Source organism: Kaistia soli DSM 19436 (genome assembly GCF_900129325.1).
Lineage (GTDB): Bacteria > Pseudomonadota > Alphaproteobacteria > Rhizobiales > Kaistiaceae > Kaistia > Kaistia soli.
On the sequence record NZ_FQUP01000001.1, the window covers coordinates 457,680 to 482,105 of the forward strand.

24 protein-coding genes are annotated in these 24,426 nt (G+C 66.1%); 11 read left to right on the plus strand and 13 right to left on the minus strand.

What is annotated here, in order from left to right; all coding sequences use genetic code 11:
* Nucleotides 1-52 precede the first annotated feature (52 nt).
* A complete protein-coding gene (gene acuI / locus BUB39_RS02355; protein WP_073051429.1) occupies nucleotides 53-1,042 on the minus strand; it encodes an acrylyl-CoA reductase (NADPH) in 990 nt (329 codons plus the stop codon).
* A gap of 208 nt (nucleotides 1,043-1,250) precedes the next feature.
* Here acuI and BUB39_RS02360 point away from each other — a divergent pair, with 208 nt between their 5' ends.
* Complete coding sequence (locus BUB39_RS02360; protein WP_073052695.1) at nucleotides 1,251-2,171, plus strand: glycine--tRNA ligase subunit alpha; 921 nt, start codon at nucleotides 1,251-1,253, stop codon at nucleotides 2,169-2,171.
* A 73-nt stretch (nucleotides 2,172-2,244) separates the two neighbouring features.
* Nucleotides 2,245-4,341, plus strand: a complete 2,097-nt coding sequence (gene glyS / locus BUB39_RS02365; RefSeq protein ID WP_073051430.1) for a glycine--tRNA ligase subunit beta — start codon at nucleotides 2,245-2,247, stop codon at nucleotides 4,339-4,341.
* A 25-nt stretch (nucleotides 4,342-4,366) separates the two neighbouring features.
* Here the strand turns inward: glyS and BUB39_RS02370 are convergent, their stop codons facing one another.
* From BUB39_RS02370 to BUB39_RS02385, 4 genes are all read right to left on the minus strand, one after another.
* Nucleotides 4,367-4,558 (minus strand): hypothetical protein, encoded by a 192-nt coding sequence (locus BUB39_RS02370; protein WP_073051431.1) that lies wholly within the window; start codon nucleotides 4,556-4,558, stop codon nucleotides 4,367-4,369.
* Nucleotides 4,559-4,670: 112 nt separating this feature from the next.
* Nucleotides 4,671-5,549 (minus strand): S49 family peptidase, encoded by an 879-nt coding sequence (locus tag BUB39_RS02375; protein WP_073051432.1) that lies wholly within the window; start codon nucleotides 5,547-5,549, stop codon nucleotides 4,671-4,673.
* A gap of 33 nt (nucleotides 5,550-5,582) precedes the next feature.
* A complete protein-coding gene (locus tag BUB39_RS02380) occupies nucleotides 5,583-6,383 on the minus strand; it encodes a tRNA1(Val) (adenine(37)-N6)-methyltransferase (protein ID WP_073051433.1) in 801 nt (266 codons plus the stop codon).
* The gene (locus BUB39_RS02385) at nucleotides 6,383-6,616 is read right to left on the minus strand and encodes a putative signal transducing protein (RefSeq protein WP_073051434.1); all 234 of its coding nucleotides are present in this window, start codon (nucleotides 6,614-6,616) and stop codon (nucleotides 6,383-6,385) included. The genes BUB39_RS02380 and BUB39_RS02385 overlap by 1 nt, the downstream gene beginning before the upstream one ends.
* A gap of 190 nt (nucleotides 6,617-6,806) precedes the next feature.
* On the opposite strand from BUB39_RS02385, the gene BUB39_RS02390 reads away from it, so the two are divergent.
* From BUB39_RS02390 to moaB, 4 genes are all read left to right on the plus strand, one after another.
* Nucleotides 6,807-7,826, plus strand: coding sequence for a polyprenyl synthetase family protein (locus BUB39_RS02390; protein ID WP_073051435.1), 1,020 nt, complete (start codon nucleotides 6,807-6,809; stop codon nucleotides 7,824-7,826).
* Between the two features lie 96 nt (nucleotides 7,827-7,922).
* The gene (locus tag BUB39_RS02395) at nucleotides 7,923-9,878 is read left to right on the plus strand and encodes a tetratricopeptide repeat protein (RefSeq protein ID WP_073051436.1); all 1,956 of its coding nucleotides are present in this window, start codon (nucleotides 7,923-7,925) and stop codon (nucleotides 9,876-9,878) included.
* A gap of 83 nt (nucleotides 9,879-9,961) precedes the next feature.
* Entirely contained in the window at nucleotides 9,962-10,903 is a 942-nt protein-coding gene (locus BUB39_RS02400; protein ID WP_175561705.1) for a 4-(cytidine 5'-diphospho)-2-C-methyl-D-erythritol kinase, read from the plus strand.
* Nucleotides 10,904-10,925: 22 nt separating this feature from the next.
* Nucleotides 10,926-11,480, plus strand: coding sequence for a molybdenum cofactor biosynthesis protein B (moaB, locus tag BUB39_RS02405; protein ID WP_073052697.1), 555 nt, complete (start codon nucleotides 10,926-10,928; stop codon nucleotides 11,478-11,480).
* An 11-nt stretch (nucleotides 11,481-11,491) separates the two neighbouring features.
* Here the strand turns inward: moaB and BUB39_RS02410 are convergent, their stop codons facing one another.
* Nucleotides 11,492-12,175: a glycosyltransferase gene (locus BUB39_RS02410; RefSeq protein WP_073051437.1), complete on the minus strand. Its 684-nt coding sequence runs from the start codon at nucleotides 12,173-12,175 to the stop codon at nucleotides 11,492-11,494.
* A gap of 110 nt (nucleotides 12,176-12,285) precedes the next feature.
* Here BUB39_RS02410 and BUB39_RS02415 point away from each other — a divergent pair, with 110 nt between their 5' ends.
* Complete coding sequence (locus tag BUB39_RS02415; protein ID WP_073051438.1) at nucleotides 12,286-13,416, plus strand: PA0069 family radical SAM protein; 1,131 nt, start codon at nucleotides 12,286-12,288, stop codon at nucleotides 13,414-13,416.
* 84 nt (nucleotides 13,417-13,500) lie between these two features.
* The gene (locus tag BUB39_RS02420; protein ID WP_073051439.1) at nucleotides 13,501-14,211 is read left to right on the plus strand and encodes a ribonuclease HII; all 711 of its coding nucleotides are present in this window, start codon (nucleotides 13,501-13,503) and stop codon (nucleotides 14,209-14,211) included.
* A gap of 123 nt (nucleotides 14,212-14,334) precedes the next feature.
* Here the strand turns inward: BUB39_RS02420 and atpF are convergent, their stop codons facing one another.
* The 5 genes from atpF to BUB39_RS02445 form a co-directional block, all read right to left on the minus strand.
* Nucleotides 14,335-14,820 (minus strand): F0F1 ATP synthase subunit B, encoded by a 486-nt coding sequence (atpF, locus tag BUB39_RS02425; protein WP_073051440.1) that lies wholly within the window; start codon nucleotides 14,818-14,820, stop codon nucleotides 14,335-14,337.
* A 10-nt stretch (nucleotides 14,821-14,830) separates the two neighbouring features.
* Nucleotides 14,831-15,493 (minus strand): F0F1 ATP synthase subunit B, encoded by a 663-nt coding sequence (locus tag BUB39_RS02430; protein ID WP_073052698.1) that lies wholly within the window; start codon nucleotides 15,491-15,493, stop codon nucleotides 14,831-14,833.
* A gap of 94 nt (nucleotides 15,494-15,587) precedes the next feature.
* Nucleotides 15,588-15,815 (minus strand): F0F1 ATP synthase subunit C, encoded by a 228-nt coding sequence (locus BUB39_RS02435; RefSeq protein ID WP_073051441.1) that lies wholly within the window; start codon nucleotides 15,813-15,815, stop codon nucleotides 15,588-15,590.
* Nucleotides 15,816-15,871: 56 nt separating this feature from the next.
* Nucleotides 15,872-16,624 carry a F0F1 ATP synthase subunit A gene (locus tag BUB39_RS02440; RefSeq protein WP_073051442.1) on the minus strand — a complete coding sequence of 251 codons (753 nt, stop codon included), beginning with the start codon at nucleotides 16,622-16,624 and terminating at the stop codon, nucleotides 15,872-15,874.
* A 108-nt stretch (nucleotides 16,625-16,732) separates the two neighbouring features.
* Nucleotides 16,733-17,119, minus strand: a complete 387-nt coding sequence (locus BUB39_RS02445) for an AtpZ/AtpI family protein (protein ID WP_073051443.1) — start codon at nucleotides 17,117-17,119, stop codon at nucleotides 16,733-16,735.
* A gap of 234 nt (nucleotides 17,120-17,353) precedes the next feature.
* Between BUB39_RS02445 and BUB39_RS02450 the strand changes: the two genes are divergently transcribed.
* From BUB39_RS02450 to smc, 3 genes are all read left to right on the plus strand, one after another.
* Nucleotides 17,354-17,869 carry a DUF721 domain-containing protein gene (locus BUB39_RS02450; RefSeq protein WP_073051444.1) on the plus strand — a complete coding sequence of 172 codons (516 nt, stop codon included), beginning with the start codon at nucleotides 17,354-17,356 and terminating at the stop codon, nucleotides 17,867-17,869.
* A gap of 76 nt (nucleotides 17,870-17,945) precedes the next feature.
* Nucleotides 17,946-18,611, plus strand: coding sequence for a DsbA family protein (locus tag BUB39_RS02455; protein WP_084526844.1), 666 nt, complete (start codon nucleotides 17,946-17,948; stop codon nucleotides 18,609-18,611).
* A gap of 54 nt (nucleotides 18,612-18,665) precedes the next feature.
* Nucleotides 18,666-22,127 (plus strand): chromosome segregation protein SMC, encoded by a 3,462-nt coding sequence (gene smc / locus BUB39_RS02460; protein WP_073051445.1) that lies wholly within the window; start codon nucleotides 18,666-18,668, stop codon nucleotides 22,125-22,127.
* Here the strand turns inward: smc and BUB39_RS02465 are convergent.
* Together BUB39_RS02465 and BUB39_RS02470 are read right to left on the minus strand one after the other, a co-directional pair.
* A complete protein-coding gene (locus tag BUB39_RS02465; RefSeq protein WP_073051446.1) occupies nucleotides 22,069-22,668 on the minus strand; it encodes a GNAT family N-acetyltransferase in 600 nt (199 codons plus the stop codon). The two genes, smc and BUB39_RS02465, sit on opposite strands and share 59 nt — an antisense overlap.
* Before the next feature lie 233 nt (nucleotides 22,669-22,901).
* Nucleotides 22,902-24,374: a pyruvate kinase gene (locus BUB39_RS02470; protein WP_073051447.1), complete on the minus strand. Its 1,473-nt coding sequence runs from the start codon at nucleotides 24,372-24,374 to the stop codon at nucleotides 22,902-22,904.
* Nucleotides 24,375-24,426 lie beyond the last annotated feature (52 nt).

Here is a 24,426-nt window from a genome sequence, read left to right on the forward strand (position 1 = left end):
ACGTCTGATCGATCCGGCCATCTACGTCGTGGCTTTCCCGCGCTGACGCTCCCTAGCCGATCTCCACCACCAGCCTTCCGCGTATCTTGCCGTCGACAATATCGCGCGCAGCGTCGATCACGTCGTCGAAGGGGATGCGGCGCATGGCGCGTGCCAGCTTCGCGCGATCGAGATCGCGGTCGAGGCGCTCCCAGGCAGCGATGCGAACTGGCTTCGGGGCATAGACAGAATCGATCCCGTAGAGTGTGACGCCGCGCAGGATGAAGGGCGCGACGCTTCCGGGCAGATCGAGACCGCCGGCCATGCCGCAGGCGGCGACCGCGCCGTCATAGCGGATCATCGACAGGATGTTCGCGAGCGTCGCGCCGCCGACCGCGTCGATGGCGCCGATCCAGCGCTCGCGGGCAAGCGGCTTGACTGGCCCGGCAAGAGACGAGCGGTCGATGACCTCAGCGGCACCAAGACTCTTCAAATAGTCGGCTTCTTCCAGACGTCCGGTCGAGGCGACGACATGGTGGCCAAGGCCGGCGAGCAGCGCGATCGCGACCGACCCGACGCCGCCTGCGGCACCGGTGACCAGCACCGGCCCGGCGCCAGGCTTGATGTCATGGCGTTCAAGCGCCAGCACGGCGAGCATGGCCGTATAACCGGCAGTGCCGATCGCCATCGCCTCGTCGGGCGAGAAGCCTGCAGGCAGGGGCAGCAACCAGTCGCTCTTCCAGCGTGCGCGTTCGGCAAAGGCGCCGAGATGCGCCTCGCCGACGCCCCAGCCGTTGAGCAGCACGCGATCACCGGGGGCGAACAGCGCGGCTTCCGAGCTTTCCACCACGCCGACGGCGTCGACGCCAGGCACCATCGGGAAGCGGCGCACGACCGGTGCGCGGCCTGTGATGGCGAGACCGTCCTTGTAGTTCACCGTCGAGCGCTCGACCCGCACGGTGACGTCGCCCTCCATGAGATCGACATCGTCCAGCATCTTGAAGCCGACGCTCTGCGCCTCTCCATCCGCCTTGTCGATCACGACGGCCCTGAACGCTGCCATGTCCTTGCTCCTCGCTGCTTCGACCCTTCAACCTGATATAGACCTCGGCACGGCCGATCAGAACCCTCAGGCCGGTCCCTCGGCGGTTGACCGCGCGCTTGCGACGCGATTAGGGTGCGCCGCCTTTTGAAGCGGCCATTGCCGCCCCTTTTTCCACGAAGGTCCGCCTGTGTCACACGAGCCGCTCACGCAAGAGCTTCCGCCGCATATGCGACCCGAGAAGTCGTTTCAGGGTCTTATCCTGGCGCTGCAGCGCTTCTGGGCCGACAAGGGCTGCGTGATCCTGCAGCCCTATGACATGGAAGTCGGCGCCGGCACATTCCATCCGGCAACGACGCTGCGCGCGCTCGGCCCGAAGCCCTGGCGCGCCGCCTATGTGCAGCCCTCGCGCCGGCCGAAGGATGGGCGTTATGGCGAGAATCCCAACCGCTTCCAGCATTACTATCAGTTCCAGGTCATCCTGAAGCCGAACCCGCCGAACCTTCAGGAGCTCTATCTCGAATCGCTGGCCGCGATCGGGATCGACACGCGGCTGCACGACATCCGCTTTGTCGAGGACGACTGGGAAAGCCCGACGCTCGGCGCCTCCGGGCTCGGCTGGGAGTGCTGGTGCGACGGGATGGAAGTCTCGCAGTTCACTTACTTTCAGTATGTCGCCGGCATCGAGTGCTTCCCGGTCTCGGGCGAACTGACCTATGGCCTTGAACGTCTCGCGATGTATCTGCAGGGCGTCGACAATGGCTATGAGCTCAACTTCAACGGCCGCGAGGGCGCCGAGAAGGTGACCTATGGCGATGTGTTCAAGCAGGCCGAGGAAGAATATTCGCGGCACAATTTCGAACACGCCGACACGGTCATGCTGAAGCGGCATTTCGAGGACGCCGAGCGCGAATGCCGGATGCTGCTCGAAGCCGGCACGCCCGACCCGAAGTCCAACGACCAGCGCCACAAGATGGTGCTGCCGGCCTATGACCAGTGCATCAAGGCGAGCCACCGCTTCAACCTGCTCGACGCGCGCGGCGTGATCTCGGTGCCCGAACGCCAGAGCTATATTCTGCGCGTGCGCGAGCTGGCCAAGGCCTGCGGCGCGGCATGGCTGGAGACCGAGGCCGGCGGCAAGGCGGCTTGAGCTGCCTCCATCTCCATCAAGACTTCCTTTTTCCGTCCCCTCCACCCGATCCGAGGGGCTAGAGTCCGAACCGATGCCCGAACTCCTGCTTGAGCTTTTCTCCGAGGAAATCCCCGCGCGCATGCAGCGGAAGGCGGCGGACGACCTCTTGAGGCTGGTGACAGATGCACTGGTTGCGGCCGGGCTGCATTACGAGGGCGCCAAGGCGTTTTCGACGCCGCGCCGCCTTGCGCTGACCGTGACCGGCATTCCCGCCCATTCAGCGCCGACGCGCGAGGAACGCAAGGGTCCAAAGGTCGGCGCGCCCGAGCAGGCGGTGCAGGGCTTCCTGCGCTCGGCCGGGCTCGCCTCGCTCGACGAGGCGAAGATCCAGTCCGATCCCAAGAAGGGCGATTTCTACGTCGCGGTGATCGAGAAGCACGGCCGGCACACGACCGATATCCTCGCCGAGGCGATCCCCGCGATTATCCGGTCGTTCCCCTGGCCGAAATCAATGCATTGGGGCTCCGGCCGCCTTCATTGGGTGCGGCCGCTGCAATCGATCCTCTGCACTTTCGGGCCCGAGACCGAGGACCCGGAGATCGTGCGCTTCGAGGTCGACGGCATCGCCTCATCCAACGAGACGCGCGGCCATCGCTTCCTGGCGCCCGATGTCTTCACCGTCCGCCGCTTCGAGGATTATGCCGAGAAGCTCGAAAAGGCGAAGGTCGTGCTCGATCCGGAGCGGCGCAAGGACATCATCCTGCATGATGCCCGCGACCGCGCGCTGGCGCTCGGCCTCGAACTGGTCGAGGACGAAGGCCTGCTGGACGAAGTCGCGGGCCTCGTCGAATGGCCTGTGGTCCTGACCGGCACTTTCGAGGAGAATTTCCTCGAGATCCCGCCGGAGGTGATCCGCGCCACGATCCGCGCCAACCAGAAGTGCTTCGTGCTGCGCAAGCCCGGCACGACCGATCTCGCCAACCGCTTCGTGCTGGTCTCCAATATCGAGGCGCGCGACGGCGGCGTGGCGATCGCCGCCGGCAATGGCCGCGTCATCCGCGCCCGGCTCTCGGACGCCAAGTTCTTCTACGACACCGACCGGAAGGAAACGCTCGAAAGCCGGCTGCCGAAATTCGAGCAGATCGTCTTCCATGAGAAGCTCGGCACACAGGCCGAGCGCATCGAGCGCATCGCTTCGCTTGCCGCGGCCATCGCGCCGCTGGTTGGCGCCGATGTGGCGGAGGCGCAGGAGGCCGCACGGCTCGCTAAGCTCGACCTCGTCACCGAGATGGTCGGCGAGTTCCCCGAGTTGCAGGGCCTGATGGGCCGCTATTACGCGGCGGCCGAGGGCAAGGCACCCGCCGTCGCCGCCGCGATCGAAGAACACTACAAGCCACAGGGCCCAGGCGACCGCGTGCCGACCATCCCGGTCTCGATTGCCGTCGCGCTCGCCGACAAGCTCGATACGCTGACGGGCTTCTGGACGATCGACGAGAAGCCGACGGGCAGCAAGGACCCCTTCGCGCTCCGCCGCGCCGCGCTCGGCGTGATCCGGATCGTGCTGGAGAACGGGCCGCGGCTGCGGCTCAAGGCGCTCAGCAGCCGTCATGCGACGATGCTCGGTCGCAACGACAGCGTTTCGAACGCCATCGCAGACGAGCTCATCGCGTTCTTCCACGATCGCCTGAAGGTTCAGCTCCGCGACAGCGGCGCGCGGCATGATCTTGTCGACGCGGTGCTCGCGGCGGGGAGTGAAGGCGCCGCGCAGGACGATCTTCTCGACATCGTGCGTCGCGTCGAGGCGCTCGGCGCGTTCCTTGCTACCGATGACGGCAAAAATCTGCTCGCCGGCACGCGCCGCGCCGCAAACATCCTGAAGGCCGAGGAAAAGGGCGGCGAGCGCTTTGACGGCGCGGTCGATTCGGCGCTGCTCGTCGAGCCAGAGGAACAGGCTCTCGCCGCGGCGATCAGCGACGCTCTCCCGGCTGCCGAGGCGGCTGTCGCCAACGAGAACTATGCCGGCGCGATGGCTGCGCTGGCCGGGCTCAGGGCGCCAGTCGACGCGTTTTTCGAGAAGGTGCTGGTCAATGCCGATGACGCGGCCGTGCGAGTGAATCGGCTACGGCTACTCGCGGCTATCCGTTCGGCGACGCGCGCCGTGGCGGACTTCTCGAAGATCGGCGGCTGAGGCCGCCGGTCTGGAAACGGCTTGATCAGTAGTCGCGATTCAAAGGCCGATAGATGCCCGTGACCGGATCCTGCACGAGCGTCGCCAGCGGCCGGTTGGCCATCGAGCGCTCAGCTTCGCGGATGCGAATGGCAACGGCAGCCTTCTGGCGGGCCAGGGCACGCACAGCGATGATGCCGAGGGCTCCAACAAGAGCAACAAAAACGACTTGCGGCATCTGACCTTTCCTCACATATGGCCGGGCGAAAGCCTGGCGCCCTCAAGCGCTATGCGGCCTCGCGAAAACGAAGCATGACTCTTTCCGCAGCGCACTGCAACGTCCGCCTCAATCAGAGGCCGTAACGGCTCCAGAGCGCACGCGATTCAACCGCCGAGATCGCGTGGTCGACAGCCTCGGCGAGGATTGCGCCGGAAGCAGGGCCGGCCGCGCCAATACCGCCGCGATCGCCGCCAAACCGGGCCATTAGGCCACGCTTCGGTTCGATGAGGGCAAGGCGCAGTGTGTCTCCGAAGCGCTCGCGCAGATGTGACCGGAGATCGCCGAGCCCGTCGACAAGACCGAGCTCGACGGCCCGCGCTCCAGACCAGAACGCGCCGGTGAACATCGTCGGGTCATCGGAGAGGCGCGCGCCACGGCGGCTGCGCACGAGCTCGATGAACATGTCATGCACATCGCGCTGCAGCGACTTCAGGTGCTGCACGTCGCTTTCGCGCTCCGGCTGGAACGGATCGAGCATCGACTTGTTCTCGCCCGCCGTGTGCACGCGCCGCTCGATGCCGAGCTTTTCGATGAGGCCGGTGAAGCCGAAGCCAGCCGAGACGACGCCGATCGAGCCAACGATTGAGGAGGCATCGACGATGATCCGGTCGCCGGCGAGCGCGATCAGATAGCCGCCCGAGGCCGCAACATCCTCGACCGCGACGACGACTTCCTTCTTGTGCTCCTCGGCCAGCGCGCGGATGCGCTTGAAGACGAGATGAGACTGGACCGGCGAGCCGCCGGGCGAATTGATCGATATCGCCACCACGGGCGCGTCCTTCATCGCGAAGGCCCGCTTCAGCTGCGGCGCGACGGCGGAGAGCGTGATGCCCTGCCGGAACGCCGAAACCTGGCCGATGACGCCCGAGAGCCGCACCACGGGAACGACGGTCTCCTCCTTGCGGAAGCGAGCCGGCAGCAGCCGCCGGGCGGAAGCGAGGAAGGACATCGACAATCAGAACCTCATTTGATCGGGATGCGCCTACGGGCGAAACGCCAGCGCACGCCATGACATATGGACATCGGCAAGCGAAGCGCCATCCCCCAGGATCGCGTGCGCGGCGTCTGAAAAGGCAGAACCGGCATCGGCGTGAAGGACCAGCCCCGGCAGCACGACCAGCGGCGCGCGGCTTCCCTTCGTTCCCCGGGCGAGGACGCGAAGCGCCGCCTCATCGCGACGCGGGTGGATGGGCAGGATCGCGACACCGCCGAAGCGATCAGCCGTACCGTCGAGAAGATCGGGCAGGCGCGCCGCCGGCAGGATGACTGCCAGCGTGCCGCGCGGCTTCACGAGTGCGCTCGCCGCTCGGAACCAGGCGTCGAGCCCGCCGCCTGCGAGGACATGGGCGCGGGCGCGCTCGGCCTTCGGCGAGGCGCGCACGCTGCCTTCGTCATGAAAGGGCGGGTTCATCAGCGCGTGATCGAACGTCTCCGGCGCAAGACCGGCCTCGTTGCGCGCGGCGGGATCGAGCAGGTCGACCGCGAGCGGCCTGAGGCGCGCGCCAAAAGCGGCGTTGACCGCAAGGCCCGCCGCCTCGCCTGCGTAAGCGACCAGATCGCTCTCCCGCTCCGCCAGCGTGACGCTGCACGCCGCGGCTCGGGCCGCGAGCACCATGCCGGCGACACCGGCGCCAGCGCCCAGATCAATCGCTTGACCGGCCGTCTCAGCACCGAACGCGCTGGCGAGCAGCACCGCGTCAAGTCCGGAGCGATGATGGCCTGCGGATGGCTGCAGCGCGGTCACACGCCCGCCGAGAAAGGCGTCGCGCGTCGCGGCCGACATCAGTCCCGGCCCTTCGGCCTCAGCTCATCGGCGATTCCCGCCTCGGTCAGGAGCCGCCGGGCCGCGTCGACATCCTCGCTCGCGACGAGAATGCGTCGCGGCAGCACGCCGAGCGATCCTTCGATGACGCTCATGTTCTGGTCGGCAAGGATGTGCTCTATGCCGGCTTCCTTGAGCAGGGCGTCGACAAAGGAAATGAGGACCATGTCATTGGTTCTGATGAGTTCGTCCATGGTTCCCCGGCGGCGCGAAAGGCGCGACGCAGCCTAGGCATTGGCGCCGCGAACAGCAACAGGCGGAGGGCCGATCCGCAAGCGCTTGCGAGCGCCGGCGCGGTTGCAACCACACTGAGCCATCCTGTCACTTGTTCCGGGGGCCATGCACCCCTATTGTCCCGTCAAAATGCAATCCGGGAGCGCGCCCGTGGGTTTGGTCATTCCGCTCGAGGACAGCAAGAGGAGAGCCTCGGCGAGTCTCGAACCTCTTCTTGACCTCGTTGCTGCCGACATGCAGCGAGTCAACGAGCTGATCCTTTCAAAGGCCGGCTCCAATGTTTCGATGATTCCCGAGGTCGCCAATCACCTGATTTCTTCGGGTGGCAAGCGGCTGCGGCCCATGCTGACGCTGGCGGCGGCCCGCATGTTCAACTATCGCGGCGAGGGCCATATCAAGCTCGCGGCAAGCGTCGAGTTCCTGCATACGGCGACGCTCCTCCATGACGATGTCGTGGACGAAAGCGAAATGCGTCGCGGCAAGCTCGCCGCTCGAATGCTCTGGGGCAACCAGGCCAGCGTCCTTGTCGGCGACTATCTGCTCGGCCAAGCGTTCCGGATGATGGTCGAGGTCGGCTCGATCGAGGCGCTCGATGTCTTGTCGACCGCCGCGGCCGTCATCGCCGAGGGCGAGGTGATGCAGCTTTCGGTCGCCAAGAACATGTCGACCACCGAGGACGAATATCTGGCGGTCATCCGCGCCAAGACCGCTGCGCTGTTCTCGGCCGCATCGGAAGTCGGCCCGATCATTGCCGGCGGCGACCGCGCCATGCGGGCGGCCTTCCGCTCCTATGGCACCAATCTCGGCCTCGCCTTCCAGCTCATCGACGATGCGCTCGACTATGGCGGCTCGCAGGCCGATCTCGGCAAGAAGGTCGGCGACGATTTCCGCGAGGGCAAGATCACGCTCCCCGTCGTCCTCGCTTATCGGCGGGGCTCGGACCAGGAGCGCGATTTCTGGCGCCGCGTTCTCGAAAAGGCGGAGATCGGTGACGGCGATCTCGAAAAGGCCATCGGCCTCATCCGTTCGCATCGCGCCATCGAGGATACGGTTGAGCGGGCTCGCCACTACGGTTCCGTTGCGCGCGATGCGCTGGCCCCCTTCCCCGACAGCCCGCATCGCAACGCCCTGATCGAGGTTGTCGACTTCTGCATCGAGCGGGCCCATTAGGTCCTGGCCCCCTCGCTTGCTGCACAGCCGCAAAACAGCCATGCTTGTGGCTGAACCTCGGCCGTATCGGTCACGTTTGAACTCACGGTGCTCCGCATGACGACCTCGCGTGCCCGCCGGCTTCGCCATGCGGCAGCCGGCTTTGCCCTTCTCGCTCTCGCCACGGGTCCGGCGCATGCGGAGAAGACGCTTTCGGACTATCTACCCGACGATCTCGAAACGACACTTTCCGGCAGTTATCTCGCCGCGCTCAGCGCTACCCGCGCTGCTGACGTCGATGCGGCCACGCTGTTCTTCGAGGATGCGCTCAGCCAGGATCCTGACAATCCGATGCTGCTCGACCGCACCTTCTCGATGCTGCTGGTCAATGGCCGCATCCAGGAATCGCTGCCGATCGCAGAGCGGCTGATTCTCTCGTCTGACAGCAACCGCATGGGGCAGATCGTCCTCGGCATCGAGGCGCTGAAGGCCAAGAATTATCGCGAGAGTTCGACCCGTCTCGCCAAGGGCGACCGCGGCCCCCTCGCCAATGTGACGGCAAGCCTGCTCGCCGCCTGGGCGGCACAGGGCCAGAACGAGACCGACGCGGCGCTCAAGATCGTTGATACGATGAATGGTCCGGAGTGGTACGGCACGTTCAAGAACTTCAACATGGCGCTCATCGCCGATGTTGCCGGCCGTCAGGACGAAGCGCTTGCCTCGATCGAGAAGGCCTACCAGACCGACAGCGCCTCGATGCGCGTCGTCGAGGCCTATGCGCGGCTGAAGGCGCGCGCCGGCAAGAAAGACGAGGCGCTGAAGGCGCTCGACACCTTCGCCAAGTCGAGCGCGGCGCAGCCGCTGATCCAGAAGCTGGCCGACGAGATCAAGGCCGGCAAGACGCCCGCGCCGCTTATCACCACGGTGCAGCAAGGCGCCGCCGAAGTGCTGTACGGCATCGGCGCGGCGCTCAGCACGGAGAAGGGCGGCGACGAGCTCGGCACGGTCTATCTGCAGCTTGGGCGCTATCTCGATCCGAAATCCGACCTGATCACCATGGCGCTCGGCGATCTTCTCCAGGGGGCGCAGCAGTTCGAGCGCTCGATCGCCGTCTTCCAGCAGGTGCCGAAGGCTTCGCCGCTGCGCCGCGCGGCGGACATGCAGATCGCCGTCGACCTCGACGCGCTCGGCCGTTCCGACGACGCCATCCGCCAGCTGAAGCGCCTCGTGGCCGCGAACCCGATGGATTTCGAGGCGCTGACGAGCCTCGGCACCATCTATCGCGGCGGCAAGCGCTTCCAAGAATCGGCCGATATGTATTCAAAGGCAATCGCGGCGATTGATCCGTCCGATCCGCGCAACTGGCTGCTCTATTATTATCGCGGCGTCGCCTATGAACAGGCCGGCGACTGGGACAAGGCCGAGGCGGATCTGCTGCAATCGCTCAAGCTGTCGCCCAACGAGCCGCAGGTACTGAATTATCTTGGCTATAGCTGGATCGACAAGTCGATCAACCTCGATCGCGGCATGGCGATGATCAAGAAGGCCGTCGATCTGAAGCCCGACGATGGCTACATCGTCGACAGCCTCGGCTGGGCCTATTATCGCACCGGCCACTATGACGAGGCGGTCAGCCAGCTCGAGCGGGCCATCGCGCTCAAATCCGACGATTCGACGATCAACGACCATCTCGGCGACGCCTATTGGAAGGTCGGTCGCAAGCTCGAGGCGACATTCCAGTGGGCGCACGCCCGCGACATGAACCCGGAGCCTGCCGCCAAGGAACGCATCCTGGCCAAGCTGGCGCATGGTCTCGACAAGGTCGAGGAAAGCAAAGTCGCGTCTGCGACCGGCAACACCGTGACCGACGCGACAATGGCCGCCGCGCCTGCACCGACCACCGTGCCGGGCTCGGTCACGGTTGGCGAGGGCGACAGCCTTTGGAAGATCGCGCTCCGCCTTTATGGCAATGGCGAACTCTACCAGAAGCTGATCGAGGCCAATCGCGGCAAGCTGCGCAATCCGAACCGGATCGTGCCAGGCACCGTGCTCGAAGTGCCGCCGGCGCCTTGATGCGCCACTTACGCGCGATGGCGAGGCCGCGTTTCGGCGCGGCCGCCTTCTGACCGGCCGCCGGATTGGAGGCCGTTGTCGCCGTGCACACTGTCGGGGTTCCAACCGTTTCCAATCCGCTCGGCACGGTGTTCGCGCCGGCCAAGATCAACCTCGCTCTGCACGTCGTCGGCCGTAGGGCCGACGGTTATCACCTGCTCGACACCCTCGTCGTGTTTGCATCGGTCGGCGACACCCTCACGGCGTTCCCGAGTTCTGACGGGCCTGCGCTCGTGCTAGAAGGGCCGTTTGCAGACGGGCTTTCAGCAGGCGGCGACAATCTGATCGCACGCGCCGACCGGGCCTTCCGCGCGCGTTGCCCTTCTCTTCCCGCATTCAGCCTGCGGCTTTCGAAGCAGCTCCCCGTTTCGTCCGGCATCGGTGGCGGATCGGCTGACGCCGCGGCAACGCTGAGGCTTCTTGGCGCTCTCGCCACCAATCCCGGCCACGTCGACCTTGAAGCGCTGGCGATGACGCTCGGCGCCGACGGACCGATGTGCCTCCGCTCGACGCCGCTTCGCGCGCGCGGCATCGGGGAGCAACTCCAGGCCTGGGACGTCGCGCCGAAGCTCGACCTCATCCTGGTCAATCCTGGAATCGCCGTCTCGACACCGGCCGTGTTCCGCCGCCTCGCCCAACGCGAGAACCCGCCTTTGCCGGAGCGCCTGCCCCCCATCGCCGACAGCTTGGCACTCGCGGCCTTCCTTGCCGCCTGGACCCGCAATGATCTTGCGGCGCCCGCCGAAGCCGAGGCCCCGGAGATCGGGGCCGCCGAGAGCGCGCTCGCGGCCGCGGACGGCTGCCTGCTCGCGCGGATGTCGGGCTCCGGCGCAACGGTTTTCGGGATTTTCACCGACGCGGAAGCCGCGCGGCGCGCGGCATCGGCGATCACGGCGGCGCGGCCGGATTGGTGGGTCAAGGCAGCGACCACGATTTCACCGGACGAGGCTTCGCCTCGCAGGCAGAATGAAAGTGTGGGAAGATAGCGCTTACATGCGGAGCGAAACCATGAGCCGGATCGACGAAACGCTGCCCTTCATTCCCGTTCGCTTCGCCGTGCTCGCTGTATCCGACACCCGTTCGCTCGATACCGACAAGTCAGGCCAGACGCTGGCTGATCGGATCGTGGCGGCCGGCCATGAGTTGGTCGAACGGGCGATCGTTCCCGACGATGTCGAGGAGATCCGCGCCATCGTCAGCTGCTGGATCGCCGAACCGACCATCGACGCGATCATTACGACGGGCGGTACCGGCTTCACCGGCCGAGACGTGACGCCGGAGGCGATCGAACCCTTGTTCGAGAAGCGGATGGAGGGCTTTTCGGCGGTCTTCCACCGCATCAGCTATGACAAGATCGGCACGTCGACGGTGCAGTCGCGCGCCACCGCGGGCCTCGCCAATGCGACGTTCATCTTCGTCATTCCGGGTTCGACCGGTGCCTGCAAGGATGCTTTCGACGGCATCATCGCGCCGCAATTCGACTATCGCCACCAGCCCTGCAACTTCGTCGAGATCATGCCGCGCCTCGACGAGCACCTGAAGCGCGGGAAGCTCCGCGCCTGAGACGGCGGCGCTCAGCCTGCCAGCCGGCCGATCAGCTGCGGCGGCACACGCAAGACGAACAGCGCGATGCAGGCCGAGTTGCGCAGCACGGCGGCGCCTTGACGCCCTGGCGCATCGCCACGCAGAACAGCGCGGGCGCGCAGGAAAGACAGCCTCTGCCGGCCGATGCGACGGGCGAGATCGACATCGACCATGCCCGGCAACGCGCGGTGGCCCCCGATCTCGCGATAGAGTCGCGCCGTCAACAGCAGTCCCTGATCGAGATAGGGCGCCGTGAACAGCCGCGCCCGCAGCGACGCCATCACCTCGGCAAGCCGGGCGCGAAAGCCGAAATCGGCGCGCGCATGGCGAAAGGCGGCGGCGCGACGCGTATCGCCGGCCATCTGCACACGGTCGATGAAATCATGCGCCTCGCGCTGCCAGGCCGGATCGAGCGCAACGTGTGGCGACAGGAACAGCAGCCAATCCGAACGGGCCGTTGCAGCTGCCGCAGCGAGATCTGGCCCGAGATCAGCACTGCCGCGCAGGAAGCGGCAGCCGGCTGCGTCGGCGACAAGGGCGGTTCCATCCGTCGAGCCGCCGTCGACGACGATCACCTCCCGCACCATGCCGTCAGCGGCGGCAGGCACCAGCGCGGCCAATGCATGGGCGAGCGCCGTCTCGTCGTCGCAAGTCGGGATGATCACGCTAATCATCCTGCAATCTTAACGGCAATTTTCACCAGTCGCGACGCGAATGCGCAGAACTCTGCGGCTTTCAGTTAATGTTCTTGCTTTGTTCTTATTGTGCGGCTATCTATCGATGCATGTCGCTCGCCCGCCCCCTCGATCCCGATCACGATCCACTGCTGGTTGGCCTTGAGCGGCCCGGCATCGACCCCGAGCGCCGACGCGGCCGCGGAGCCGAGAGCAATACGTCCGGCCGGTTCGAACGGCTGCAATCCATTCCTTTCGACGACGGCTGGGAATCGCTCGACGAGTTGCCGCCGTTCAAGACCGAGGTGCAGGCGGAAAAGGCGAAGGTGATCATCACCCGGAATGATTCGCCGGACATCGCCTTCGATCGCTCGATCAACCCCTATCGCGGCTGCGAGCATGGCTGTGTCTACTGCTTCGCCCGGCCGAGCCACGCCTATATGGGCCTTTCCGCCGGGCTCGACTTCGAATCGAAGCTGTTCTTCAAGCCCGAGGCGGCGGCTCTGCTGGAGAAGGAGCTTTCGGCCTCTTCCTACCGGCCGCGCACCATCGCGATCGGCACCAATACCGACCCCTATCAGCCGATCGAGCGCCAACACAGGATGATGCGCGACATCCTGGAAGTGCTGGAGCGCTTCAATCATCCGGTCGGAATCGTCACCAAATCGGCGCTCGTGCTGCGCGATATCGACATTCTCCAGCGCATGGCCGAGCGCGGCCTCGCGAAGGTAGCCCTGTCGGTGACGACGCTCGACCGCCGCCTTGCCCGCGCAATGGAGCCGCGCGCCGCGACGCCGACGCGGCGGCTGGAGGCGATCCGTGGCCTCGCCGAGGCCGGCATTCCCGTCGGCGTTCTGACGGCGCCGATCATCCCTGCGCTCAACGATTCCGAGATCGAGCGCATCCTCGACGCCGCCGCAGCCGCCGGCGCGACGGAGGCGGGTTATGTGCTGCTGCGCCTGCCACTCGAAGTCAGCGAGCTCTTCCGCGAATGGCTGTTGCGGCATTATCCCGATCGCTATCGCCACGTCCTGTCGGTTCTGCGCTCGATGCGCGGCGGCAAGGATTATGATTCGACCTTCGGCAAACGCCAGAAGGGCGACGGCCCCTATGCCTGGCAGATCGGCCGCCGCTTCGAGATTGCCACCAAGCGTCTCGGCCTCAACCGCCGCAACCTGAAGCTCCGCACCGACCTGTTCTCGCCTCCGGCAAAGGCCGAGTCGCAACTGAACTTGTTCTAGGTTTGGGAAGGGCTGCGCGGCGCCTCCTTACCCCGCGCCACGACGCCGCCTTGCCTCGGCCATGACATCCGGCGATTCTTCGGCATGGCCAGACGCCCCGCCGATTCGCTGCCGCTTTTCGAGCTGCCGCCCGCGCCGACCGATGCGATCGAGCGACGGTTGCGGCGGTCCGGCCTCCGGGCGATCGCGGGCGTGGACGAAGCCGGACGCGGGCCGCTGGCCGGCCCGGTCGTGGCGGCCGCGGTGATTCTCGATCCGAAGCGGGTGCCGCCTGGCCTCGACGATTCCAAGAAGCTCGACCGCGCGGCGCGCGAAGCGCTGTTCACGGTCATCATGGCAACGTCGATCGTTTCGGTAGCCGCGGGTTCGGTCACCCGCATCTGCACGACCGATATCCGCCAGGCGACGCTCTGGGCGATGCGCCAGGCGGTGGCGGGTCTCAGCCATGCTGCCGAGCACGCCATAATCGACGGCATCGACGTTCCCCCAGGGCTCGCCTGCCCGGGCGAGGCCTTCGTCAAGGGCGACGCCCGGTCGGTCTCGATCGCGGCGGCCTCAATCGTCGCCAAGGTCACCCGCGACCGGATGATGATCCGCGCGGCAACGCATTATCCTGTCTATGGCTTCGAGCGCCACATGGGTTACGGCACACCGGCGCATCTGACGGCGCTCGGGACGCATGGCGCCACGCCGCTGCACCGCTCGACCTTTGCGCCGATCCGCGCCCTGCTCGAAGGCTGCGCCCCGGCGGCGCTGATGGCGGAGAATGATCTGCTGGCCGAGGCGGTTGGCTGACATTTTCGCCCCGCCTGTACTGCACCCCGACCTAAGCGCCGGGGTTCGACCCAACGCCCGTCACACCAAAAGCAAACAGCCGGGCAATGCCCGGCCGTTTCGATCGCTCATCCGTCACTCGCCTCAGTTGAGACGGTTGCGGACATCATTGATGGCGGAGGTGACAAGCTCTGCCGCCGCATCGCCCTTGAGGCGGGCAGAGAGGATCTTCTCAGCAGCCGCAACGGCCAGATCGGCGGACAGCGAGCGAACTTCCTGCATCGCCTGATGCTCGGCCTGGGTGATCTTGTCTTCCGCCATCTTTGTGCGGCGGGTGACGTAGTCTTCCATCGCGGTCTTGGCTTCCTCGGCGAGCGCGGCGGCTTCACGGCCCGCCTGGTCGACGATTTCGCGCGCCTCGACTTCGGCGTCGCGTGCCTTCTTCTGATACTCGGCGAGCAACAGTGCCGCCTCGGCGCGGAGCCGCTTGGCCTCGTCCAGCTCCTTGGCGATGGCGCCGGCGCGGTTGTCGAGCGCCTTGGCGACCGTCTTGTGAACGCCAAGATAGCCGAGCAGGACCAGGAACAGGATCAGGCCGACGAGGGCAAAGAATGTCGCATCGAACTCCATGGCGTCGTCCTCAGCTGCCGCGAACGGTCGAAACCGCCGCAGAGACTTCCTCGGGGCTCGGCTGCTGGCCGATCAGCGCGTGAACGACGGCACCGGCTGCCTCCTCGGCGATCGCGCCGACATCGGCGAGCGCCTTTGTCTTGATGGCGCCAATCCGGCTTTCGGCGTCGGCGAGCTTGGCCGCAAGTTCGGCCTCGATCGCATGACGACGTGCGTCCGCCTCGGCCTTCGCCTTGTCGGTCGCGGCCTGCGCGATCTGATGCGACGAAGCGCGCGCATCCGCCAGCGCCTTCTCGTAAGCCGAGAGCGCGGTGTCGGACTGCAGGCGCAGACGCTGCGCCTCGGAGATGTCGCCGGCAATCTTGGCCGCGCGCCCCTCGACGATCTCCGCAATCTGCGGCACGACGAGGCGCTTCATCAGGAGATAGAGCGCACCGAAGCAGATCACGAACCAGAAGATCTGGGACGGGAACGTATGCGTGTCGAAGGGCGGGAACGGGCCTTTGTGCCCTTCCGGCGCGCCGACGGCGCTATGCGTTGCATCCGTCGGAGACGGTGCATGCGGAGCCGCTTCGGGCCCCGGCGGCGGCGGAGGCGCCGAATCCGGCTGCGGAGCGGCCGGCGCCGGAGGCGCGGCTTCCTGGGCCGATGCGGACGTGACGAGCCAAGTCATCTGGGACCCCGAATCGAGGAAGAACGTCATGCGGCGGCAGGACGCCGCCGCATGAGGAACCGGGAAGCAGCTGCCGAGAGCAGCCGCTCCGAAATCAGACGACGAACAGCAGCAGCAGGGCGACGAGCAGCGAGAAGATGCCCAGCGCTTCCGTCACGGCGAAGCCGAGGATGAGGCGGCCGAACTGACCGTCGGCAGCCGACGGATTGCGCAGCGCACCCGACAGGAAGCTGCCGAAGATGTTGCCGAGGCCGAGGGCCGCACCCGCCATGCCAAAGCAGGCGAGACCAGCACCGATGAACTTCGCGGCTTCCGCTTCCATTTCCATTCTCCTTTGAAGGTAATTCAGTCTGATGAAATCTGTCCGCCTGCCCCGGCTCAGTGGCCGGGATGCAGGGCGTCGTTCAGGTACATGCAGGTCAGGATCGTGAAGACATAGGCCTGCAGGAAAGCGACGAGGAATTCGAGCGCCGTCAGCGCCACCGTCATGATCAGCGGGACGATCGCGCCGCCGATGCCAGCAACGCCGAGCCCCGCCAGCGTCACCACGAAGCCCGCAAAGACCTTGAGCGTGATGTGGCCGGCCAGCATGTTGGCGAAGAGACGGACGGAGAGGCTGATCGGACGCGAGAGGAACGAGATGACCTCGATCGCGGAAACCAGCGGAATGACCGCGCCCGGCACGCCGCTCGGCACGAACAGGCCGAGAAAATGCGCCCCATGGCGGTAGAAGCCGTAGCCGACGACCACGAGCATCACGGTCATCGCCAGCGCGAAGGTGATGATGATCTGGCTCGTTGCCGTCAGGAAATACGGGAACATGCCGAACAGGTTGGCCGTCAGAATGAACATGAACAGCGAGAAGACGAACGGGAAGAACCGCATGCCCTCCGTGCCGGCCGACGACTTCAGCGTCGAGGCGACGAACTCATAGGCGAGTTCGGCAACCGACTGGACGCGGCCGGGAACCAGCGACTTCTTGGTGGTGGCGAGATAGAGGAAACCGGTCACGACCGCCACATTGGCGACCATGCTCAAAGCCGAATTGGTGAAATGGAACTCCATTCCGCCGAACTGGCCGAGCGGGAAATACTCGTGGATCTGAAACTGATGGATCGGATCGTTCGCCACCGAGCCCGCCTCTTCGCCTTAGTGCCCCGCCACGGCGAATGCCGCGGCGCTTTCGCCCGTCATGGCCGCGGTATTACCGCAGCGCATGTCGGTCGCGACATGCCAATCTCACTTGCCGGAGCGCGGCTTCACCCGCTCTTCCGGCTGCGCCACTTTCCCGACCGCCCGCAGCACGTTCAAAACGCCTGCTGCGAAGCCGAGCAGAAGCAACCCGATCAATCCCCACGGGGCCGTTCCCAGCCATCGGTCGATCAGCCAGCCAAGACCGGCACCGACCAGCACGCCCGACGCAAACTCGCTCGCCACGCGAAGTGCAAAGCCCATGCCCTGCATTCCGCCAGATTTGGCGACGTCGGCCTTCGCCTGCTGCTTCGCCTCGGCCTCCGCCTTATCCAGCTTGCTGCCGAGAGCGCGCAGCCGTTCGGCGAGCGCAGCTTCTTCACGAGCAGTGGCCCTGCCGCTTTTCCCGTCCCCCGCCGATCCGTTGTCGCTCATCGCGTCATCCTCGTCGGGTATCTGGAAAAGCCGTCAGACCGTTCTGCCTTCCCCCTTGAAACCGCGCGCACAATAGTGACGGGCATAAATCGTGTCAAGGCAGCGTGAACGCCACTTAAGTGTTTGATTCGGCTTATCTATTATACTGCCATCCACACCTTGTCCACCGCGCGCGGCCGAATCCGTCCGCCTTGGCCCTTCAAGCGAGGCTCGGCGCGTGCGACAAGAGCCGTCATGGCGAGCCCACCAAAGCAGAGGCGTCCGCGCGACGCGGCGGCGATCGGCGCCCTTGTCGGCGCCGTCATAGAGCCGGTCTGCGCCAAGCGCGGCTTCGCGACGGCCGACCTGATTCAGGCCTGGGCCGAAGTCGTCGGGCCGCGCTATGCCCGGGCGACCCAGCCGGACAAGCTGATCTGGCCAAGGCGCGAGGCCGCGGCTGCCGGCGCCAATGCCCGTCAGGGTGCGACGCTGGTGGTGCGCGTCGATGCTGGCATGGCAATCTATCTCCAGCATGAGACGGCTGTAATCCTCGAACGCGTCAACGGCTTCCTTGGCTTCGGCGCCGTCTCGGCGCTGCGGATTATCCAAGGCCCGGTCGACACCCCTCCGCAGCCGAAGCGACCAAAGACAATATCGCCTGCGGCGGAGCGCGAGGCCGCTGCCGCGGTCGCCGACATCGAAAGCGACGGGCTGCGACAGGCGTTGGAGCGCCTGGGACGGGCGGTTTACGGCGAGGTCGAGCGATCGTGAACATGCGCGACCAGCAAAACGCCGCATTTTCACTGGCATTGTTCACCTGAGGCGTGGCAATCGTGGCGGCGAACCGATGTCGCTACTTTCCTGGGAGACTGAGACCGTGGACTTCAATCGCAGACAGTTTTTCATCCGGCTCGGCGCTGGCACGCTGGCGGCCGGGGCTGTCGCCATGCTGCCCGCGGCGGCCTTCGCCGAAGACAAGGTCGATGTCGCCGAATTGCTGAAGCCCGGTCCGCTCGGCGATATGTCGCTTGGCGACGAGAAGGCGCCGCACACGGTGGTGGAATACGCGTCCCTCACCTGCACGCACTGCAAGCATTTCCACGATACGACGTGGAAGCCGTTCAAGGAAAAGTACATCGACACCGGCAAGGTGCGCTTCATCCTGCGCGACTTCCCGCTCGATCCGCTGGCTACGGCCGGGTTCATGCTGGCGCATGCCGCCCCGAACAACAATTTCTTCCCGATGGTCGACCTGCTCTTCGACCAGCAGGACAAGTGGGCCTTCGTCGATGATCCGGTCTCGGCGCTGCAGCAGCTTTCCAAGCAGGTCGGTTTTACACAGGATACTTTCGAGCTCGCCTTGAAAAACCAGGCGCTGCTCGATGCAGTGAATGCGGTGAAGGATCGCGGCGCGACAACCTTCGGGGTCAATGCGACGCCGACCTTCTTCGTGGACGGGGTGAAAAAGCCGGGTGCGCTCTCGCTCGAGGATTTTGACGCGCTTCTTTCCTAGCGCCGCCTGCGCCAGGGGAACGGCCGGCTGGCCGTTGCCCCGGGATGCGCGGCGATGAGATTCACGCGCCTGCGCCTCGTTGGCTTCAAATCTTTCGTCGATGCGTCCGATTTCGTCATCGAGCCAGGCCTGACGGGCGTTGTCGGCCCGAATGGCTGCGGCAAGTCCAACCTCGTCGAAGCCCTGCGCTGGGTTATGGGCGAAAGCTCATACAAGAATATGCGCGCGTCCGGCATGGACGACGTCATCTTCTCCGGCAGTGGCAATCGTCCGGCGCGCAACACCGCCGAAGTGATGCTGGCGATCGACAATTCCGCCCGCACGGCACCGGCCGCCTTCAACGACGCCGACATGCTGGAGGTGACCCGGCGTATCGAGCGCGAGGCGGGTTCGGTCTATCGCATCAATGGCCGCGAGGTGCGCGCCCGTGATGTGCAGCTCCTATTCGCCGATGCCTCGACCGGCGCCCGCTCGCCGGCCATGGTCGGACAGGGGCGCATCGGCGAGCTGATTTCGGCCAAGCCGCAGGCACGCCGCGCGATCCTCGAAGAGGCGGCCGGCATTTCCGGCCTCTATTCCCGCCGCAACGAGGCCGAGACGCGACTGAAAGCGGCCGAACAGAACCTCGAACGGCTCGACGACGTTCTCGGCGAAATCGAGGGACAGATCGAAGCGCTGCGGCGCCAGGCCCGCCAAGCCAATCGCTACCGCAATCTCTCCGGCGACATTCGCAAGGCCGAGGCGCTGGCGCTCTATCTCCGCCTCACCGCTGCGACCGCCCAAATGCGCGAGGGCGAGGCGCAGCTTGCCGCCGCGACGGCCAAGGTCGGCGAGCGCTCCGACGTTCAGACCGGCGCGGCGCGCGACCAGGCGGTCGCGGCGAGTGCCCTTCCCGCGGCACGCGAGAATGAGGCCAAGGCGGCCGCCGCGCTGCAGCGTCTCGGCATGGAGCGCAACGGCATCGAAGCCGAGGAACGGCGGATGCGCGAGCGGCTCGCCGATCTCGAACGCCGCCTCAAGGATCTGGCAGCCGATATCGCGCGCGAGGAAAAGCTGCAGCGCGAGAATGCCGGCATGATGGAAGCGCTCGACGCCGAGGAGGCGCGGCTGCGCGGCGAGGAAGAGCAGTCGGTGACCCTTGGCGTCGCTGCAGAGGCGCGGCGGAGCGCCGCCGAGACCGCGATGGGCGAGGCCGAGCGGAGGCTCGGCGAGGCGACCGCGGCACATGCCGCTCTTGCCGCGCGGCGAGCCGAACTCGAACGCGCCGTGAAGACAGCCGAGGAGCGACTGGCGCGGGCGAAAGCCGAGCAGGCCGGTGTCGCCCGCGACGAGGCGGCGCTCGCGGCCGAGATCGCCCGGCTGCCAGGCTTGGCAGCGGCCGAAGAGGCGGTGGCGGCCGCTGAAAGTGCCCGCAGCGCCGCCGATGCGCGCGTCACGACATCCGAGCGGCAACTCGCCGAGGCGCGGGAGCGTGAAGGCGCGGCGCGGACCCCGCTCACCGAGGCCGAGCGCACGCATTCGGGCATCGAGAGCGAAATGCGCGCGCTTGAGAAGATCCTCGCTGCTGGGATCCGCTCTGGCCGCCGGCCGCCGATCCTCGACGCGTTGCAGGTCGAGCGCGGCTTCGAGGCGGCACTTGCCGCTGCCTTCGGCGATGATCTCGATCTCTCCGACGATCCCGCCGCCGCGGCCCATTGGGCCGGTGCCGAGACGGCGGATGCGGATCCATTGCTTCCCACGGGCGCCCGTCCCCTCGCCGCCCATGTCGAGGCGCCTGCCCTTTTGCAGCGGGCCCTTGCGCAGACGGGAATCGTGAACCGCAGCGAGGGCGCAGCGCTGCAAGCCCGGCTGAAGACCGGCCAGCGGCTCGTCTCGCGCGAGGGCGATGTCTGGCGCTGGGACGGGTTCGTCGCGACCGCCGAAGCGCCGACGGCCGCGGCGATCCGGCTTGCCAACCGCAATCGTCTCGCCGAATTGCAGAGCGAGATCGGTGCAGCCCGGAAGAGCGTCATGGACGGGCGAGCCACCTTGGAGGCGGCCCTGGCGGCGACTCGGATGGCCGGCGATGTCGAGCGCATTTCACGCGAGGCCGCCCGCAATGCGCAAAAGTCGCTCGATGAAGCGCGCACACGTCTTGCCGCCGCCGAGCGCGAGCAGGGCCGGCTCGCTGCCCGCCGTGCCGCCGTTTCGGAAGCGCGCAGCCGCGTCGATGCGGCGCTTCGCGACGCGGAAGGCGCCCGGGAGGTGGCTGGCGCGGCGCTCGCGGCCGCTGATGATCCTTCTGCGGCGGCCGAGCGCTGCAACCAGCTTCGTGCCGTGCTCGCCGAGCGGCGCGCGGCTCATACCGAGGCACGCGCAGCGACCGAAAGCCTCATCCGCGAGGGCGAATTGCGGCGACGACGACTTGCGGCGATCGGCACGGAGCGCGGCAACTGGCAGGCGCGCGCGGCGAACGCAGCAACGCAGATGGAAAGTCTTGCCTCCCGGCGCGCTGCGCTCGAAATCGAGCGTACCAAGCTTCTCGAATCGCCGGCTGATTTCGAGGTCCGGCGGCGCGCTGTCGTGTTCGAGATCGGCAAGGCGGAAATCGTCCGGCGCGAGGCAGCCGAAAAGCTGGCCGCGGCGGAGCGCCAGCAGACGCTTGCCGATACCGCCGCGCGCGATGCGCTGACCGCGCTCTCGGAGGCGCGCGAGCAGCGCGGCCGCGCCGAGGAGCGGTTGAAGGCGAGCGAGGAGCGGCGCGGCGAGATCGAGGCGCGCATCGCCGAGACGCTCGATTGCGAGCCGCATGAAGTCGCCAAGATCGCCGAGCTCGACCCGGCCGCGCCGCTGCCTGAGCTCGACCAGGTCGACAAGCGTCTCGAACGGCTGCGGCAGGAGCGGGAGAAGCTTGGCGGCGTCAATCTGCGCGCCGAAGACGAGGTCAATGAAAACCTATCGCGGCGCGACAAGCTGACGACGGACCGCGACGACCTGATCGAGGCGATCCGCCGGCTGCGCCAGGGCATCGGCAGCCTCAATCGCGAGGGCCGCGAACGGCTTCTTGCCGCCTTTGCCGTCGTCAATGCAGAGTTCCAGCGACTGTTCACGCATCTCTTCGGCGGCGGTACGGCCGAACTGCAATTGACCGAATCCGACGATCCGCTGGAAGCGGGGCTCGAGATCATGGCGCGGCCGCCCGGCAAGAAGCCACAGACGATGACGCTGCTTTCGGGCGGCGAGCAGGCACTGACCGCGATGGCGCTGATCTTCGCCGTATTCCTCACAAATCCCGCGCCGATCTGCGTGCTCGACGAGGTCGATGCGCCGCTTGACGACCATAATGTCGAGCGCTTCTGCAACTTGCTCGACGAGATGGCGCGCACCACCGACACGCGCTTCGTCACCATCACGCATAACCCGATCACCATGGCGCGCATGAACCGTCTCTTCGGCGTCACCATGGCCGAGCGAGGTGTCAGCCAGCTCGTCTCGGTCGATCTCGAGACGGCCGAAAGGTTCTTGGAGGCGAGCTAGTCGTAGACTTCGAGTCCAGCGCGTAGCGATATTGCATTATGTCCGTGCCGCGCGGATGCGAAAAGCGCCGCACACTATCGAGGTTGTAGAAGCCCAACTTTCGCAGCACTCGTCCCGATGTTTCGTTGTCGAAAGCATGCCCGGCCTCAAGTCTCGCAAGACCAAGCGTCCCGAAAGCGAAGTGAACCACCGCACCCGCCGCCTCAGACGCGTAGCCGCGCCCCCAAGCCGAACCATCAATCCAGTAACCGAGCGTCCCTTTGTTCTCATCGACACCGTCGATGTCGACAAGACCGACCATTCGTCCGTCAATTACGATGGCGAAACGATAGGCCTCTCCCGCCGTCCATTCCCGCTCATGGTCGGCAAACCACCTCTCGGTCGCCGCGGGATCGGGCGGGAAGGACGCCATGCTCAACATGCGTGACACATTCCAATCCGACCTGATTTCCAGGGCTCGATGTGCATCCTGCCCGATGCTGGGCCGTAGAATGAGGCGATCGGTCGCAATAGGAAGGCGAGCAGGCGGTCGAACAGGCATCTCGCAAACCCTCGTGCCGCCTAGAGAGATACCCTCAGCGATTCAACCGCAATTCAAGTTCCTTTTCTGTGGCCTGTCGATGCTCACTACAACATCCGGAATTCAGTGTGGGAGGCGATCAAACCCGCTTCACAGCAAGTCACGCTTCGGCGCATTGGCTGCAAAGGCTGGATCGCCGGGTGGAGCCCGGCAATGACAGGGAAAACTTCCGGAGGTGTGCGGCGAGCTGACCCCTACCAGCTCGATAGCTTCCTGAGCGTTGGCGTCTTCTTGTATTGGTGGCCGCCCATGCGGGTGAGCAGCATTTCGAGCTCCGAGATCGCCTTCAAGAGATGCGGGCCCTTGTTGAGCATCACACATTCCGCGCGGGCTGCCATGGCAGCGTCGGTCATCTCGCCGCGCGACGGGAAGCCCTTCTTGATCAGATGCTCCAGCACCTGCGTCGCCCAGATCACGGGGATCTGCGCCGCCTCGCCGATCCAGAGAATCTCTTCCTGCATTTCGGCAAGCCGGTTGAAGCCGATTTCGACCGCGAGATCGCCGCGGGCGATCATGATGGCGGTCGGCTGCTTGCCACCCGCCCGCACGATCATCTCGGGCAGGTTCGCCAAGGCCCGGGTCGTCTCGATCTTCAGCACCAGCGAGAGCTTCTGCCAATCCGGCCGGATCGCCGCCAGCGCCTTGTGCAGATCGTCGATGTCGGATGCCGACTGGACGAAGGAGAATTCGATGCCATCGGCATTGCGGGCGACGAAGTCGAGGTCTTCAATGTCCTTGGCCGTCAGCGCAGGAATCGTGAAGTGGGTGTCCGGAAAATTGACGCCCTTCTCGGGTTTCAGCTTGTAGCCGTCCTCGTCGGGCGCGCCCGTCGCCTCGACGACGACGCCCCAGCTCTCGACCGCCATCACCGCGGTCGGCAGCTTCCCATCGTCGATGAAAATGCGTTCGTCCGGCTGGCAGGCCGCCAGCGCCTGCGGCAGCGTGCATTCGACAGCGAGAAGGTCCGCCGGTGTATCGATGAGACGTCCCGGCGCCGCGATCGCGAAGCGCTCGCCTTCCTTGACGCGCTTGCGTCCATCGAGATCACGAACCGCGCCGGTGCGGATCTTCGGACCCGCGAGATCCATCAGGATCTTCATCGGACGGCCGGAGGCCGCGCCGGCCATGCGGGCGTGACCAATCATGCGCGCCCATGCCTCACGATCGTCGTGGGCGCAATTGATGCGGATCGCTTCGACACCGAGGTCGGCCAGCCCCTGCATGAAGTCTGGCCCATCGGCCGCCTCGCTCGGGCACGTGACCAGAAGATGCACCGCCCGGCCTTCGGTCGGCGGACCCAGGATTTCGACGGTACGATCGGCAAGATGCTGCTCGCCCGCGAAAAAGTCAGCTTCGCTGGGGAAAGGGCGGCGCGGGACGCTTTCCGTGATCGCGTCGAGGGCGGCGAGGACGGCATCAAGCGTCGGCATGACGCGGCTTTCGAGCCGCCCGATCGACGAGAGCCCGTGTGCCATCAGCCGGCGCTGCAGCGGCCGGTTGTCACGGCGGCGAAGCGCAAGGTAGTCGGCGAGATTTCGGGCGCTCGGCCGGAATTCCGACCTTTCGATCGAGGCCGACCAGTCGGCGCAGATTGCAGCGCCCTCTTCCGCGACGGCATGCGCCAGCGCGTCGACATCACCGCGCAAGGCCATCAGATCACTGGTCATCACGTGTCTCCGCTCCGGTTGCTCCATCCAGATAGCGGTTGGCGACCATGGC